Origin of the sequence: Campylobacter concisus, assembly GCF_002913865.1 — a bacterium.
Lineage (GTDB): Bacteria > Campylobacterota > Campylobacteria > Campylobacterales > Campylobacteraceae > Campylobacter_A > Campylobacter_A concisus_AM.
The window spans coordinates 1-14,408 of record NZ_POYX01000031.1 but is presented as its reverse complement, the minus strand read 5'-3'; the positions used below and the strand labels follow the sequence as shown (position 1 = coordinate 14,408).

12 protein-coding genes are annotated in these 14,408 nt (G+C 38.3%); 10 read left to right on the top strand and 2 right to left on the bottom strand.

The genetic code is table 11. The annotated features are described in order from the left end of the window. The first annotated feature begins 70 nt into the window (after positions 1-70). Positions 71-2,440: a putative bifunctional diguanylate cyclase/phosphodiesterase gene (locus tag CYP77_RS02080; RefSeq protein ID WP_103567311.1), complete on the top strand. Its 2,370-nt coding sequence runs from the start codon at positions 71-73 to the stop codon at positions 2,438-2,440. Here CYP77_RS02080 and CYP77_RS02075 read toward each other — a convergent pair. Then, positions 2,437-2,625: a hypothetical protein gene (locus CYP77_RS02075; RefSeq protein WP_002940779.1), complete on the bottom strand. Its 189-nt coding sequence runs from the start codon at positions 2,623-2,625 to the stop codon at positions 2,437-2,439. The genes CYP77_RS02080 and CYP77_RS02075 overlap by 4 nt on opposite strands. Positions 2,626-2,754: 129 nt before the next feature. On the opposite strand from CYP77_RS02075, the gene dut reads away from it, so the two are divergent. Both dut and CYP77_RS02065 read left to right on the top strand, forming a co-directional pair. Beyond that, positions 2,755-3,450 carry a dUTPase gene (dut, locus tag CYP77_RS02070; RefSeq protein WP_103567312.1) on the top strand — a complete coding sequence of 232 codons (696 nt, stop codon included), beginning with the start codon at positions 2,755-2,757 and terminating at the stop codon, positions 3,448-3,450. After that, positions 3,447-4,187, top strand: coding sequence for an EI24 domain-containing protein (locus CYP77_RS02065; RefSeq protein ID WP_103567313.1), 741 nt, complete (start codon positions 3,447-3,449; stop codon positions 4,185-4,187). Before dut ends, CYP77_RS02065 begins: the two co-directional genes overlap by 4 nt. A 17-nt stretch (positions 4,188-4,204) precedes the next feature. Here the strand turns inward: CYP77_RS02065 and CYP77_RS02060 are convergent, their stop codons facing one another. After that, positions 4,205-4,726, bottom strand: coding sequence for an ATP/GTP-binding protein (locus tag CYP77_RS02060; protein WP_103567314.1), 522 nt, complete (start codon positions 4,724-4,726; stop codon positions 4,205-4,207). 84 nt (positions 4,727-4,810) lie between these two features. On the opposite strand from CYP77_RS02060, the gene CYP77_RS02055 reads away from it, so the two are divergent. From CYP77_RS02055 to CYP77_RS02025, 7 genes are all read left to right on the top strand, one after another. Beyond that, positions 4,811-5,179: an L-arabinose ABC transporter gene (locus tag CYP77_RS02055; RefSeq protein ID WP_258032395.1), complete on the top strand. Its 369-nt coding sequence runs from the start codon at positions 4,811-4,813 to the stop codon at positions 5,177-5,179. Further along, on the top strand, positions 5,180-5,587 hold the full coding sequence (locus CYP77_RS02050) for a hypothetical protein (protein ID WP_012140396.1): 408 nt from the start codon (positions 5,180-5,182) through the stop codon (positions 5,585-5,587). Positions 5,588-5,881: 294 nt separating this feature from the next. After that, entirely contained in the window at positions 5,882-11,302 is a 5,421-nt protein-coding gene (locus CYP77_RS02045) for a retention module-containing protein (RefSeq protein ID WP_103567477.1), read from the top strand. Between the two features lie 109 nt (positions 11,303-11,411). Further along, positions 11,412-12,005, top strand: coding sequence for a LemA family protein (locus CYP77_RS02040; RefSeq protein WP_103567476.1), 594 nt, complete (start codon positions 11,412-11,414; stop codon positions 12,003-12,005). Beyond that, positions 12,005-12,859, top strand: coding sequence for a TPM domain-containing protein (locus CYP77_RS02035; RefSeq protein ID WP_103567475.1), 855 nt, complete (start codon positions 12,005-12,007; stop codon positions 12,857-12,859). The genes CYP77_RS02040 and CYP77_RS02035 overlap by 1 nt, the downstream gene beginning before the upstream one ends. A gap of 441 nt (positions 12,860-13,300) precedes the next feature. Then, complete coding sequence (locus CYP77_RS02030; protein ID WP_103566402.1) at positions 13,301-13,984, top strand: ABC transporter substrate-binding protein; 684 nt, start codon at positions 13,301-13,303, stop codon at positions 13,982-13,984. After that, positions 13,965-14,408, top strand: a 444-nt coding sequence (locus tag CYP77_RS02025; RefSeq protein ID WP_103599672.1) for a 4'-phosphopantetheinyl transferase family protein, incomplete at its 3' end; no start/stop codon positions are given. The genes CYP77_RS02030 and CYP77_RS02025, both read left to right, overlap by 20 nt.

The window sequence follows — 14,408 nt, the reverse complement described above, 5'->3', positions numbered from 1 at the left end:
TTTCATGATTAACCTTAAAGAAAAATTTGCAAAATTATAACTAAAAATAAGGTTTGAAACAGAATAAACAATGGAGAGAAACATTTTTTTTACGTCAAATTCGTCACTTATCGTAAGACAAAAACAAATTTTCTATGCCGTTATAGCTCTTTTTATATTTTCTCAGTTTGCCGGCATTTTAAACTATAAAAATTTTGAAAATTTGTTGATATTTTTTGGCTTTGGTCTTGTAGTTTTTGGTATCTACATCTCTATGAACAGATCAAAGCTTAAAGCTATGCACTGGCTTGCTGCATGCTTTGGAGTCTTTATCTGGACTATTATTGACGCCATTAGAAGCGTCAATGAAGACTTTCTTTTAAGAAGCAAAGAGCAAATTTCTTATCTTGATTTTTTCGATCTGCTCCCTATGTTTTTACTATTGGCCGCTGTTGGTATATTTTTTGTGGTCAAATTTATAGCTAGCGATAAAAAGATCCTAGTTCTAGCCGATAGCTTTAACGTTCTTTTGCTAGTTTTCACGCTTGCTTATTGTATTGTTGGGGATATGGGTGATTTTAATATATTGATCCATCCTAAAAGCCCTAGTGAGCTTGCTGCTAGCATTGCTATTTTTGTAAATTTATCTATTTTATTCATCGCTCTTAGTGAAATTTTTAATAGCAACCATCTTTATATTAGACATAGCGGCTTTTTCTTGATAATCGCAAGTGCGATTTTTACGCTATTAAATTTATATGTTTTTTATAATGAGCTTATAAACAAAGGGCATGATTTTACTCTGCACTCTATCTACCTTGTGCCATTTTTTCTCTTAATGCTCGGGGCTTTTTACTTAAGGGGTGATAACAAGCGTATAAGCGCAGCAGATGTTGGCATAAAAACAACATCTAAGCTCGTGCCTATTATCTCAGCTGCACTAATACTAATAAAAACTGACCTATCATCTTATGTTGATCTGCTTATAATTTTTGTTGTTGTAGCTGGAGCGGTTATTAGCTATTTTATGAAAGTGCTTGATCAAAGCGAAGAGATATATAACGCAGAGCAAAATTTACATGATGCTAAAAACAAAGAGAAACACCTAAAGACAAACGAACTTGAGATGATAAATTTAAGCTTAGAGGGTGTATCTGAAAAAGACTATCTAACCTCTCTTGGCAACAGAGACTCTTTGCTAAATGAGCTTAAAGGTATGTGTAGTGTTTTGGGTGAGAAGCAAGAGATCGCAGTTTATTATATAAATATAAGTCGCTTTAAAAATATAAATACATCTTATGGACATGAAGTTGGCGATAAAATTTTAAAAGCGATAGCAAAGCGCATACGTGAAGCGTGCAACAGACAAGAGGTCACCGCAAGGATCGGCGCTGATGAGTTCATCGTGCTTTCCAAAATGGAAGAAAATAGCCACACTAAACGCATGAAGCTTGGTATGGAGCTAAGAGATACGATAGAAAAACCTTTGCAAATAGATAAGTATCACTTTGCGATCAAGAGTGTCGTTGGTATCCACGTTGTCACAAGAGATAACATCAGCGATCCTAGAAATATCATCAAAAAAGCTGATATGGCGATGTACTACGCTAAGCAAAATCCAGCCAAAAATCCGATGGTTTATAATAATGAGATAGATAGCGAGATACAACAAAGCTCAAACATAGAGATAGCTCTTAAAAAAGCAAATTTACAAGAGGACTTTGAGGTATATTTTCAGCCGATTTATGACATTAAAAATTTAAAGATCATCTGCGTAGAAGCGCTACTTAGATGGCAGTCAAAAGAGTATGGACAAAAAGAAGCTGGCGAGTTTATGGATATAGCTAGCTTAAATAGCGACATCTTAAACGACATCTGCACGCTTTCTGTCTCAAAAACAGTAGAACAAGCCGTAAGATGGCAAAACAAAAAGCTAAAAGTACCAAAAATAAGCATAAACGTAGCGCAAATTCAAAGCACATCTGAAAAATTTGTAAATGAATTTATGCTAACTTTAAACTCGCACCACCTAAATCCAAAGCAGTTTGAACTCGAATTTAGTGAAAGTATATGGCAAAACGACCAAGAGACGCTTGATAAAATTTTCTCACTTTTAGAGAAAAATAGCATAGATGTTTGTATAGATGACTTTGGATCTGGATATACGTCATTTGTCTATATCAGAAAGTATAAGATCGACCGCATAAAGATAGCAAATGACTTTGTTGCTCAGTCAGTGATCAACAAAAAAGATATGCAAGTAGTCGCTGCTATCATAAATATAGCAAAATCAATGAAGCTAAAAGTGACAGCAAAAGGCGTGGAAAGCCACGAGATAAAAGAGCTTTTAAAAGAGCTTAATTGTAATGAAATGCAAGGATATTTCTTATCTCGTCCGATGAGTGCGGAGGAGTTTGAGAATTCTTTAAGGCAGAATTCTCACATGGTGGCTGATATTTAAATTTCAGCCTTTATCTCTTCGTTTGATTTTACGACCATGCCTGAGCCATGTATCACGCTTGGGATACAGCTTGTGCAGATATCGACCTCTTCGCCGTTTTTGTGAGCATGGATGAAAACTGCATTTTTATCATCGCTGCTTTTTAGTCCGCAAACGTTGCAAACTACTAGATCTTTCTCTCTCATCTTTTCTCCTTTGAAATTTTGGGTGATTTTACATCTTGTAAGCTTGTATTAAGATGATTTGGGTCAAGCTTGTCGCTTGAGCATTAATTGTTTTTTGTTATAATCATTTAAAATTTAAAAGGTTTAAAAATGGATGAAAGAACTATTGTTTTAGAGATGTTAAAGATGCAACAAAGCCTAAATGACGAGACAAACGGGCTTGGTTGGGAAAATGGCTATACAAATAAAAATAAACTCATAAGCTGGAGGCGTTGCATATATATGGAGTGCGCTGAGCTCATTGACAGCTTTGCTTGGAAGCACTGGAAGAGCATAGATGCCAAGACTGATGAGCAAAATTTACGCATCGAGGTTGTCGATATCTGGCACTTTATAATGAGCCTAGCGCTACAAATTTACAAGGCAAAACAGCTTGGTGATGTTGAGACTTTGGCTGATGATATCTGCCAAGCAAGCGGTTTTAGTGACTTTTGCAAAGAGCCATTAAAGGTTGAAGATGAGAGCATTTACGAGATCATGAACGATATTGAGATGCTTATACATGAGTGCAGCGGCTTTGACTATGACATCTTTGATATCTTTAAAATTTATTTCTCAATGTCTTTAAAATGTGGCGTAAATTTATACTCGCTTTATGAGTGCTATATCGCTAAAAACGTGCTAAACCGCTTCCGCCAAAATAATGGCTACAAAGAGGGAAGTTATAAGAAAATTTGGAACGGACGTGAAGATAACGAAGTGATGAGCGAAATTTTATCAAATGGCGTTAGTAAGATAGATGAAATTTACGCCGCACTTGAGCGTGAGTACAAAAAGGTAAAATGATAAATCTTCTTCGCCTTGGCTTTAAAGACTTTTTTACAGCCAAATTTATAACGCTATCTATATTGCCGCTTTTTCTTAGCATCGCAAGCCTTGCGTGGCTTACGATCTGGGGAGGCGGCGAGATATTTGACCTTTTAAGCGATGGCGCTAAAAACGAGAATTTCGCCTTTTTGGAGTCAAACTCAACGCTATCTTTTATAGCTATTAAAATTTTAAGTTTTAGCGCTACAAAGTGGATAGTTAGCATACTTTTTTACGTTCTAAGTACCTTTTTAACGATCATCATTAGCATCGTGATCGCCCTAATCGTAGCTGGCTTTTTAACGCCAGTTGTAGCCAAAGAGATAAACAAAAGGCACTACAACTACGTGCTTAAAAGCGAGGCTAGCATGGCTAGAGTGCTAAAGGTGATGATGGTTGAGATCATGAAATTTCTTGGGATCTTGCTCGTTTGCCTGCCACTTTTGTTTGTGCCGTTTGTAAATTTTTTCATCATAAACGTGCCGTTTTTTTACATCTACTACAAACTTTTACTAATAGACGTTGGCTCAAACACACTTGATAGTGAGAAATTTGAGCTAGCGTTGCTTGAAGGTGGCGGGATAAAATTTGTAGCTTTTACATTTTTGTTTTATCTAATATCACTTGTGCCACTTGTTGGGCTATTTTTTCAGCTTTATTTCGTGATAGTCTTGTCGCACCTCTTTTATCAAAGAGAGGCGCTTATAAAAATTTAGAGCCAAAAGCTCTAAATTTAAGCGTAGTAAGATACTTTTTTGCTCTCATCAAGCAAGGTATCAAATAACCTTTTTGTCGCACTTAGTAGATTTTTATTAGCATCATTTTTAGCTAAAAGTTCGTCAAACATCTTTAGCATATTGTCATTTATGAAATTTTTGTGATCCAGATCTTTTGCGTCAGGTAGCATCTGCTTGATCTTGTTTGAAAGCTCGCTTATGCTTTGGCTGCTACCTGCGATCTTGTCGCCTTCTTTGACATTTTTCATAAACTCATCAACCTGTGGGCGAATTTGTTTCATCGCCTCCTCGATCTCTTTCATATCCTGTTCGTCTATGCCGTTGCCTTTATAGGCAAACTCGTAGCCGTATTCGTGCGTTAGAGTTAGACTTTTTTGGCTTGAAGTGCCATTTTTCTGGCTTGAAAACTCTAAATTTTTGTTGTCATACATCGAAAAGCTTATCTCGTCGCCTGAGCTAGTCTTCATCGAAAAGCTCATGTTGTTGTAGCTTCCTTGAGAGTAAAAATTTGTTTGCATTTTTAAATCCTTTTGAGGCTAAATCGGCAAAATTTTAATTTCATAAAGCAAAATTTTGTAAAATGCGTCAAAAAAGGACGGGCGATGTGTTGTTTTGGGACTAGGATCTTTTTGCTGATGCTTATCACTGTTTTAAGCTTCGTTTTTGCTAAGCTTTGCCCAGTTTTGCCAGTCGTTGGCTACTACTTGATACTTGCAAATTTGCTTGCTATTTTGATGTTTTCACTATTTTTTAAAGGGCTTTTGCCAAGCTTCGTAAAGGTAAATGCGATCCACTATTTTTCGCTCGTTGGTGGCTTTTTGGGAGCATTTTTAACGATGCTTGTTTTTAAAAGGGTTGCAAAAGATAAATTTACTCTAATAGAGCTCATTATTTTTACGCTTTGGGTGCTAATAATAACCATAGTCATCTTTAAATTTCAAACCATTCTTGGCATTTTTAGGGGAATTTAGATGGATGAGAGAATAGTTAAATTTCTAAAAAAGATGCACCTTGCAAGTGTCTGCGCTATTGATGATGAGGGTCAGCCTTACGCTTTTAGCGCATTTTACGCCTTTGATGAGCTAAATTTTTGCCTTTTGCTGGCTAGCTCTGATGAGAGCTCACATATCAAATTTTTAAAGAACTCAAAGCTCGTTGCTGGCACCATCGCTCTTGATACGAAGATCGTTGGCAAGATAGAGGGCGTGCAGTTTCAAGGGGTGATGAGAGAGGCTAGCGCAAGCGAGCGAGAAATTTACTTTAAAAGATTTTTTTATGCAAAAGCGATGGATCCAAAAATTTGGTCTATAAGCCTTGAAAAGGTTAAATTTACGAGCAATACTCTAGGCTTTGGCAAGAAAATTTTTTGGCAAAAGTAGCTAAAAATCGCATAATATTTTCGTGTTAGCTTAAAAGATACTCTTTTTTAAGGCGTTCAGAATAACGCTTTTATGAAACGAAAGGTACATGTACCATATAAAAATTTTTTTTAAAATTTTTTACACAAAAGTTACGCAAAATGCCTTTTTTAGGGGGAATTTTAAAAATATTAAAGTGTGATAAAAGAGTATTAAATAACTAAAAATAAACTTAAATTTACCCAAATTTTACTTAATATCCCCAGCCTCACTCTTATTATATAATCGCCGAAAAAATTATATAAGGAGAGTTTTATGGCTAAAGAAGCGGGTGTAGTAAAATCGCTAAGTGGCAAGGCGGTCGCAGTTGATCAAAACGGAAATGCTAGAGAGCTAAAAGTTGGTGACATCGTTTATATGGGTGAGAGTGTCAAAACTAGCGATGCAGCCGACAAAGTAACTATTGTTGCAAATAACGGCAAAGAGCTAACTGTACTAGGCAGTGACACGCTTTCTTTAAATCCAAATACGATAGGTGCTGAGGGCTTAGCTGATATAAGCGCTTTACAAAATGCTATTTTAAATGGTGGCGATCTAACAAAACTTGAAGAGACTGCTGCTGGTGGTAATGCTGCTGCTGGTGGAGATGGCGTTAGCCTTGGCGAAGCTAGATTTGCTGAGGGTGGTCACTATGCAAACATCAATGAAACATATAGAAATTTAGCTGATACAAATAGAGCTTTTGAATCATACAATGGTTCAATAGGCGGATACGCTGATGGTGGCACAGGTGCTGAGCCAGTGATAATCCCAGGCGCTCCAACTGTAACGTTTATAAGCGATACAGATAATGATGGCACATTAGGCAGAGTAGAGCACTTGGCGGATAATAACGCTAATACATCTAAAGTAGTGATAACTGTTCCAAATGACGGCACAGTAAGAGCTGGCGATATCTTAAATGTCACTGTGACTGATCCAAATGGTGTTCAAACAACAACTAATATCGTTATAACTCCAAATATCATAGCTAATGGCTACCCGCTTGACGCTCCAGTTGAGAAAAACAAGACTTCAAAAGTAGAAGCAACTATTACAAATTTCCAAGGAAATGAGAGCGAAAAAGGGGAAGACTCTGTTAAGGTAATACCTGAGGTTATCAACCCACCGACTGTTGAATTTACAAATGACGGTGATGGCAACCACACTTTAAATAGATCAGAGCATGCAAACGACCCTGATCCAAGCAAGACAAAAGTAGTTATAAAAGTACCAAACGACGCAAACCCAGGTGATAAACTAGTTATTGAGGTAACAAACCCAGATGGCTCAAAAACTCCACTTCCGCCAGTTGTTATCACTCCAGAGATCATTAGAGATGGTCATCCTATCGAAGTTCCTGTTGAAAGAGATAAGAAGACAACAGTTGATGCTAAGATTGTTGATAAGCATGGCGATGAGAGCACAACTGGAACAAATCACGTAACTCCTATCGAAGTTCCAGAGGCTCCAACTGTTAAATTTACAGAAGATATCGCGGGCGACGACGGGCTTTTAACTTATACAGAAAATAATAACGACACAAAACAAAATGTAACACCAGTTTTGATCACTGTACCAAGTGACGCAAAAGTAGGTGATACACTAAATATCACTATCACAAAGCCAGATGGTACAACTGAAAACAGAGCTGTGCCAATCGATCAAAATATAATAGACAATGGCTACACAATACCAGATATACCAGTTGGCAGTACGGACGGCACAACAAACTATACAAATGCAAATGGCGATGTTATACCAAATGTACCAAATGAGACTCCAAAAACTTCAAAAGTAGAGGCTTTCATAACTGATCAGCATGGACAAAATAGCCAAACAGCAAGCGATACTACGACTCCAGATACAAGACCAGTACTAATCTTCACAGAAGATCTAAACAATGACACTGGACTTGGTGAGAGCGAAAACAAACAAGATGGCAACAACAGAAGTACAACAGTGGAGATAACTCTTCCAAAAGATGTAGCTGTTGGCGATAAAGTTGTTATCACATATACTGATCCGGTAAGAATTTTTGACGATCCTAATGCAAAACTTACAAAAGAGGTGATCCTTGATCAAGATATGGTGGATAACCTCAAAGTAAAAACAAACCTTCCTATATTCCCAGATGTAAACGTAAAAGCAACTGCACACGTTGAGACACCAACTGGCGTTCAAAAGAGTCCAGAGTCATACGAGGATAAGGTGTGGGTTGTACCAAGAAACGTATCTATCGAGCTTATAGAGCAAAAATCAACAATTGAAATTACAAGAAATGAGAGTATGGGCGAGCACAAAGTAAACGTGACTACTGCTAGGATCACTCTACCAAATAAGATCGATGATGGTGATAAGCTTGAGCTTACAGTAAATGAGCACTCTAAACCTCAATATAAGAGAATTTTCACTATCCATATGGATGAAAAAGGCATGGTTACAAAGGTGACAGAGGATACAGACGGCGGTAAAGAATTCCCAGTTACTGCAACTAGCTTCCATACATTTACTATCGATGTGCCTGGCTTTGAGCTAAGACATGGAGAAAATACTAAGATACATGCTCATGTTGAAAATCATACAAGACATGCTCGTCAGTGGGATGCTGAGGCAAATGCTAGCTTGGAGCACGTAAAAGCACCTGTTGTTAGCTTTGATGAGGCAAAAGGCTCAAAATCTATGAGTAGAGAAAAATCACTAAGTGATAATGACGAATACAGCACAACAGTAACTATCAAAATCCCTAAAAACGCAGTTGATGGCGATAAGATAGAGGTTAAGATCACTGAGCCACAACTTGACGGCACAACAAAAGATAGAACAGTTAAATTTGATATCCATAAAAATGGCTCAACATTTACAGTGACTGATGAAAATGGCAACAATGTACTAGTATCGGATAATGGATTTAAGATCGCTGGTGTTGGTACTTTAACTAGTGCAAAAACCGTAGTTACAGCTACTATCATCGATACAGACGGCATCCAAAGTGCTAGCGGTGAAAATAGCGTAACAGTAGCTGGCATAGATGATGCTGGAATTTACTTTGGTGAAGACGCAGACTTAAATACATCTATCACAAGAGATGAGAGCTCAAAAGATGGCGAGCTACGCCAAACTTCACTTGTTATAAAAGTGCCAAACAATGTTGTAACTGGCGATAAGATGACACTAGAGGTTACAAGTGATGGCGTGACTACAACTAAAGAATTTACTATCACGAAAGATATAGATCCTAACACCAATATTGCAACCATAACTCTAACAGGTGCTAATGGCGAAACTATCGTCGCTGATGCTAGCAATAAAGTGACAATCCCTGGTGTAGAGATCAAAGAAGATAAGCAAGCAGATGCAAAAGCTACATTTACAGATAGCAAGGGCTTTGCTAACAATGAGGTAGTAAACGAGGCTACACTTGAAGCGCTTCATGATGATATGAGTATCACATTTGCAGAAGATACAAATTTTGATGGAATTTTAAATCACGGCGAAGCAATAAGTGACGGAGATGTAAATTCTACAAAAGCTACTATCAAACTACCAAGCAACGTTGTTGATGGTGACATACTAAAAGTTAGTGTAGATGGCCAACCTGAGGTAGCGTATACTATCAATAAAGACACTAGTGGCAACATCACAATAAACGGACTAACTGTTGTTGGTAATAAAGCTGTTGAGTATCCACTAAATCTTACAGAAGATCATACTACAACTATAAAAGCGACAGTTTCAGACAAAACTGGTGTTGATAAAGTTGGCACAGTAAGTGACATCTTACTTGACGCACAAGGCGGCGGAGCTGGTACTGCGCTAAGAGTGCTAATCGATGAGGATAAAGACAGAAACGGCAAGCTAAGTAGAGATGAGGCAAATTCTGACGGCAATATCAATGTAACTTCAGCAACTGTAACTCTACCAAGCAGCCTAAACGCTGGTGAAAATTTTGTAATAACAGTAAATGGCACACCAACTACATATAAAGTCTCAACTAAAACTGGTAGCGTTTTAACTATAGAAGATGCAAGTGGAAATAGCGTGACTCTACAACCAGGAAACGTACTAAAAATTCCTAATATCACAATAAGTGTTGGCAACCCAGCTAAGGTAGAATTTACATCTGCTAACAGCGGTTCAAAAGCAGCAGAGGCTGAGCTAGAAGCTATAAAAGGCAACGAAGTAAAAGTATCTTTTGACGAAGATAACGCTAGTAGAGATGGCGGTCTAAGCAGAAATGAGGCCGTTTCGGATTTATCTCTAAAACAAACAACAATGAGTGTTAAGATCCCTTACAATGTTATTGATGGAGATAAGGTAGCAGTAGTTGCAACTGATACAGTAACCGGAAATAAGATAGAAAAAACTTATGTTATCAGTAAAGATGCTAGCGGTAGAATATTTGCAACAGACGAAAATGGTGTAATTGCTGAGGCTGAAAACAATACTATTAAGGTTAAAAACGTACCTATGTCACCAGGCGGCACGACTGAGGCAAAAGCTACACTTACAAGTAAAGATGGCGAAGTTGCAGAAGATAGTGGTCAGTTAAAGCTAGCTAAGCTAAGCGCGGCAGGTCTAAACGTATCTTATCTTTCTGATACAAATGATGACGGTAAGATCGATAGAAGCGAAGCTGATAGTCAAACAACAAAAGTTGCCGTTACGCTTCCAGGTAGCGTCATAACAAGTGATAGCCTAAAAGTGACTATTGATAATCCAGATGGTACACAAGATGTGAAAACCTATAGTATCGAAAAGAGCATAACTGGCGTAGTAACTCTAACAGATACAGTAACTCACGCTCAAACTGTGCTTGATGGCAGTACGCTAGTGCTTGATAACGTAGCGATCGCAGCTGGCACACCATCAAGGGTAACTGCAGAGCTTAGCGATCAAACAGGAGAGCGCGTAGAAGTATCTGATGAAGCACAAATTAGCACAAATGGTATAAGAGGTGTTTGGTTTAGAGAAGATGAAAATAGAGATGGCAACTTAACTAAATATGAAAACTCTATAGATGGCAACAGAGGTACGACCAAACTAAGAGTATATCTTGATGATGACGCTAAAGAGGGCGACACTGTAGAGCTAACATATACAGATCCTTTCAACCCAGGTGCAAATGTGACAAAAACAGCCATTTTAACAGCTGATGATATCAACAGAGGCGAGATAAAAGATGGCATGACAGTTGATATAGACACAAGAACAGCGCACGATGTAACAGCCACTATCAACCTTGTAACACCAGGCGGAGTTAAAGGTAAGGTTACTGAAACAACGATCAGCATTGAAAAAGAGGCTGAAAGTGATACAGTCGCATTTAATGCAAACTCAGAGAGAATGTACGGCGGCGATGGCAACGATACGCTTGTCTTTAACAACACTGCAGTTGTTGACTTTGGTAGCATAGCTGACCTAAATAAAAAGGTCGATAGCTTTGAAAATATCCAGCTCAAAGGCAACTCTGAGATCAAATTTGACGCTAAAGACATCTTTGCGATCACTGATGATATTAGCACAGTTCTTAAGATCAAGGGTGACGCGACAAGTAAGGTCGATATCAATGGCAAGTGGCATGAAGACGCTTCAGTACACGCTGATGCCGGCTTTAAAGGCTACACAAGCAACGATACAGTTAACGGCCAAACTCTTCACATCCAGATCGAAGATAAGATCCAAACAGACCTATAATCCCCCAAAAGTGAGTGCGCTTTAAGCACTCACTTCACTTACCTAACCTCAATTCACATCATTTTTTAAGCCTTATTTTACTAATATCACCCCTTTTAAAGGAGAAGACATGAAAAATTTAATAGCCATAGTTGTGGTCATCGCAGCACTTGTTTTTGGCGCTTTCAAATACGCAAATTCATTTGTAGTGCTTGATGAAAACACCAACGAGAAGTGGTCTCAGGTGCTAAATCAATACAAAAGAAGAGCCGATCTCGTGCCAAATTTAGTTGAAACCGTAAAAGGCTACGCAGCCCACGAGCAAAAGGTCTTTGAAGACGTGGCAAACGCGAGAAGCAAGAGCATGCAAGTAAGCATCGATGCAAGCAGCCTTAGCGACGAGGCAAAGGTTAAAGAGTTTATGGCAGCTCAAGGTCAGCTAGGCTCTGCACTTGGCAGACTGATGGTAGTTAGCGAGAGCTACCCAGAGCTAAAAGCAAATCAAAATTTCCTCTCACTTCAAAGCCAGCTTGAAGGCACAGAAAACCGCATAAGCGTAGCAAGGCGCGACTACATTGAGGCTGTAAAAGAGTACAACGTAGCTCTTAGAAGCTTTCCGGGTAAATTTATAGTAGGCATTTTCTACCCAGAGATGAAGCCAAAACAAGGCATCGAGGTTAGCAGCGAAGATATGAAAAATCCAAAAGTTTCGTTTGAGAAGTGATGAAAAAAGCTCTTGCTCTACTGCTCTTTGCATTTAGCTTTTGTTTTGCTCTAAATTTCAATGAGCAGATCAACGATGAGGCTCATATCTTTTCACAAAACGAAAGAGATGAGCTTTTAAGCTTAGTGCAAAATTTCGAGCAAAACAGCACCACGCAAATCGCCATAGTGACTTTAAATTCGCTTGAAAGCAGGAGCATTGAGGAGCTATCGCTCGAGATAGCTAGAGGCTACAAACTAGGTCAAAAAGAAGATAACAACGGCGTGCTTTTGGTGGTCGCTCCAAATGAGAAAAAGGTTCGTATCGAGGTTGGATACGGACTTGAAGGTGTGCTAACTGATGCCGTAGCAAGCCAGATCATAAATAGTGTGATGATACCTGAGTTTAAAAATGGCAAGATGAGCGAAGGCGTGAAAGAGGGCGTTTTAGCGATCATAAAAGTGGCTAGCGGCGAGGAATTTAGTAGCAAAACTAGCCTTAGCGACTTGCCTTTTGGCGTGATCGCATTTATCGCTGGCATACTCTCATGCTTTGCTTCCGTTTTTTTGGGTAAATTTTTTGTTAGAACTGGCTTTAGCACGTGCTTTGCAGGACTTGTATCAACGGCGCTTGAGCAGGGATTTGGCGTGCAAAACTACCTTATCATTTTTGGCGTTTTTGCCTTTATATTTGCGGTATTTTTCTTTATTTTAAAAGACGCTTTTAAGAAAAATAACGGCTCAGCAAGCCCGCTTGGTGGCTTTAGACGAGATAGATCAGGCTCAAATGGAGGGGGCGGTCGCTCAAGTGGCGGAAGAGGCTTTGGTGGCGGAGGTGGCGGCTTTGGCGGAGGCGGAGCTAGCGGCAGCTGGTGAAATTTGCCTGCTTTAGAAGTAAATTTTACTATTTTTACAAATTTTAAAATTTGCAAAAACTTATCTGATGATAAAACGCATGCGGCACGATAGTGTTATCGCATGCAACCTCTAACGTCGTCGGGGTTAGGGGATTGTTAAGGGGGAAGGGAGCGACTTCGTAATTCAAGCCTCTTCCCCCTTAACAAAGAAATAAACATTAAATTTATAAAAATCTATTTCGCAAATTTTAAAATTCCATTCACCCCTAAGAATTGACTACTAAAATTTGGCTTCGCTCATCGCTTAGCTCAAATTTTAGAGCCGAAATTACTCGCTCACGAAATTTTAAAATTTGCCATTTTTCTTTGTAAAACAAAGGATCATTTTGTGGATTTTAGACCCAGCATTTGCATATAAAAGCTAAATTTCTTAAAATATGCCAAAAAATTAGGAGCAAAAATGCTATCAGGCGAGCTACTTAAAAGCCATTTTGCTAAATTTGATCTAGTGGAAATGCTTAGTGGGTTTTTAGAGCAAAGTTGTTTTGATAAAGAAAAATTTCAAGCACTTAGGCGAGATGGTTTTAAAAGCTTAGATAAGAGCCAAAGAGAGGAGCTTCTTAAAATAGCAGGTTTTAAGGCGTATCTTGACGCGAAATTTCAGGGCTTTTTGCGTGAGCTGATGCAAAGCAAGATCCTCGTTGTAAGCGGTGTGGAGTATAAATTTAGCGAGCTTGAAATTTACACCTGCTTTGATGCAAACACCTACAAAAGATCGTGCGAGGCTGGCGAAATTTACTTTCACAACTTTGGTTTTGACATCTCTTTTAAGAGTGAGCCGGCGCTTTATGGTGGCATCTTGGTAAGGAGTTTAAAGGCATTAAAAGAGCGAAATTTCATCTTTGGACCAAGAAAATGCGCCCTTCACATTTTAAATGCAAAAGTTCAAAATTTAAACTTTGATCTAAAAGAGGCTGATTTTAGAGAGGATGAGGTCGCTTTTACGCCAAGGATTAGATCGTTTAAAGATGAGACCGAGCTTCAAAATGATGCTTTAAGGGCGGTTAGTGGCGAGTTTAAAGAGGCGCTTAAAAGCGCAAAAGAGTATAAAAAAAGAGTTGAAAATGCCTATAAAAAGGTGTGAAATTTATCTTTTTATCGGTTTTGAGGCTGAGAAATTTAGCCCCAAAATGCTTTCTAGAAAAGAGCGTAGAAAACTAAAAAAATATCCAAATTTAGCAAATCAAAACTCATTTAAACTTTCTCGCTATTTAAAATTTAAAGCAAAAAAACGGGGCAAAATTTGCCTCTCTCACAAAGAAAATATCGCCGTTTTAACTATCTCAAAAGAAAAAGTTGGCGTTGATGTGGAGGAGATAAAGGAGCGAAATTTTGACGGAGTGATCAAATTTTGCTTTAGCAAAAACGAGAGCGAAATTTACGCAAATGCCAAAGACAAAATACAAAAATTTTATGAAATTTACACCGCAAAAGAGGCTGTTATAAAAGCCAAAAATTTAGCCTTTAGCAACCTTGCTGGCGCTAAATTTGATGAAATGGATAGAAGA